The sequence below is a fragment of the Chamaesiphon sp. VAR_69_metabat_338 genome (genome assembly GCF_031423935.1).
In the GTDB taxonomy this organism is placed as follows: domain Bacteria; phylum Cyanobacteriota; class Cyanobacteriia; order Cyanobacteriales; family Chamaesiphonaceae; genus Chamaesiphon.
In genome coordinates this window covers 1-2,863 of the sequence record NZ_JANPGM010000218.1, presented here as the reverse complement: position 1 = coordinate 2,863, position 2,863 = coordinate 1, and the positions used below count along the sequence as shown (strand labels likewise).

The 2,863-nt window shown below is 48.2% G+C and carries 1 pseudogene; it reads right to left on the bottom strand.

The window, feature by feature from the left end:
• Window positions 1-2,373 (bottom strand): annotated as a pseudogene (locus RMO84_RS06470) (hypothetical protein); the annotation flags it as partial.
• Window positions 2,374-2,863: the final 490 nt, after the last annotated feature.

Below are 2,863 nucleotides of genomic sequence, written 5' to 3'. Positions count from 1 at the left end.
TTCTGTTTTGATATTGCTGCCGTGCTCACTTCCATCTTTTGCGGCTAATCCCATCCCTCGGTAGGATTGGGCGGGAATGGCAGTCGTACCATCAACTTCTAAAGTTCTGGCGATATCTTTGACAAATAAGACATTATCTCCCGAACTAGCGGCTCTTTCCGCCCAGTCTCTAGTTGCCCCAACATTATCGATCGTAAATTTGGTGGCTAGATTGGCTGGAGTAATCGTATCGTTATCCGTCAAAATGCCATTAAAGCCACCGACGGCAGGGCTGACATTTTCCTGCACGAATATGCCATCGCGATTCCATAAGGTTAGGCTTTCGAGATTGGTTTGAATCATCCGAATAAAGCGATTTTCACGTCGATCGTTAAAATTGGTCGCCCCATTAGAAGCTAATTTCGTAGCTGTATCGAAATCGGTAGGATTAAAGAGTGCTTGAATCGGTGCGGGTCTAAAACAGCTCCTACGTGTGTCCGTCGGGCTGGTATAGGTGCTTGTAGTCGAAAGTGCGGCAATAGCCGTAGGAGCCGCATTTTGTAATGTATCCTTGTCTGTTGCCCCTAATGTCGTAATTTTATCAAGCAATGCGCGGAACTGAAGCTTTGCGCTTGCAGAGAGGCTAACAGTCAAGCTGGAGTAATCGACTGGTGTTGGTTGAGCAGCTAAGGTCAAAGCGAGCGCATCCAAAATTCGCTCTTTGATAGCGAGATCGGTGGGAATCGTACTACCTGTGATGCCAATAGGAACTGGTGTGGTTGGAATTATTACTGTTGGTGTGCTTGGCGGTTGAGGTTTAGTACCTGCACCTGCGGTCGTACAGAAAGTAGTGTATTCCAAAGTACTCCGAGGCCGGACTAGGACGGGTTGCATTAGACTCCGCAGTTGCCCTTCCTTGAGATCGTTACATTTGGCAGTGCTATAGTTGGCACGACCTGCTGAGACAGTTTTGGTACCACCAGTATCAGTATTATTAAAGACACTACCCGCACCGCTACAGACACCCGCACCAACCGTCGTCGTGGTAGTAGCAGAGATGACTTGGAAGCCAAATGGCACCGCGCGATCTGGATACATCTCTAGCCGCATGTCTGCTTTGCCATAATATTCACCAATCCCATCTGATTGATTGGGATCTAGTTTGCTCAATAGTCCGGCTGCAGGTAGTGTCAACCGCGTCACAGGGGTCGTACTATCTTTGAGCTTGGCATTGTAAGAACCTAAGCTACCAACTAGGACAGCACTACTAGTAGGACTAGGGTTTGTCGGTATAGCTTGAGTGACGGTTGGTGATTTTGATTTGGTAATCAAGACCGATCCGCCAGCACCATAATTATTAGGTAGAGACTCATTACCGCTATAAATATTACCGACCGCAGTGACAATCCCATCGATGGTCAAAGTAGAACCAGAGGTCAGGTACATACTGCCATTGCTATGCAGTCGCCCGTTAAAAGTCATCACCGGAGTGGGGTTGAATTCCAAATCGCCATCATAGAACGCCCCAAATTGAAAGATCGGAATGATGCGGCTTTTAAAGTTCATCTGCAAGACGGTATTCGTACTCGTATTGCTGGTGGCGCGACCGTTATTTGCCGTAGTAGCCGCTGCGAGTTTAGTGTCATAGGCGGCGACTAATGCGGCATCTCCAGCGAGTCTAGATGCAGGCGGAAGTGCCGATCGAGCTTTAGCAGCACTCTCTTCATCCGTGATCCCCGAAGCTGAGTTTTGGTTGGCATTTGCAGTGGCATAGACAGTGTATTGATATTCTTGCGCTCTCAAGCCATCAAATGTTTCGCCCGAATTAATCGTGATTGTGGGCGGAGTGCCAGCAGTGTACTTCGTAACATCAGCAACAAACGTGTAAGCGACATAGTTGACGCTATTGTTATTATCATTTGCCTCGCTGATGACAGCATCACCTTGGCCAGTCCTACTAGCAGCAGCATTATTGTTGTACCTAAACGAATAGTTCCGACACTCAAAGTCATTACTGGTCGGCGCAAGCCCAGGATTCACGGTAAAGCAATTGGAGATCGAGGCTGCTGAGACTACCGAAGTCGTCCCACCAATCGCAGTACCTGTCGGGGTGGCATAGTTAACGAATTTGTCTCGCACTTGTTGGGCGCGTTTGTTCAAGCCAGATTCAGCGGCATAGAAAGTATTGGTGCCATCGACATAAGCATTTGTCGAAGACTTGCTCAAGTTGGTCATGGTCATGTAAGCCGCCAACATGCTAAACATGGCGATCGATACCAATGAGACGATCAACATGGCATAACCGCGATCCGATCGACCATCTCGGCAGGCGATCTGCTGTGCTCGCAGCATGAAGTGAATTAGGGCGCGATCGGGGTTTAGCTTCTTATTCATTGTCGGTTAATCGGGATTTGGGGTTGGAATCTAGCCAATTTTGGGAAAATGGCCGAGAGGTAAGTAATTTTTATAAAGTTGACAAATATTTAGGTAGTTGCAAGCTATTGCCCGATCGAGATGCGCTACCGTGAATACACATCTCTGGTTAGAAGCGCAATTGGTGTAAATCCCCCTAAATCCCCCTTAAAAAGGGGGACTTTCCATCCGGTTCCACCCTTTTTAAGGGGTGCTAGGGGGGATTCAGATCTCGAAACGAAGTCTAACCGACTTATGCATACACCGCAGATCGAGATGCGTGGGGATTGGCGCGGATAGCCTGCGTTCGATCTGCGCGCGATCGGGAAGCTGGTATTGTTATATTGCCCAAAATTTCAGCAGAAGTTGTTACCGATCGCCGCGAAGATTTCGGTCGATCGCAGTTACTCGGATCTGCTGTGGCGATGCTATTTTGCATCTTAATCGCCAAAATTTCGCTTGAGTGCGATCG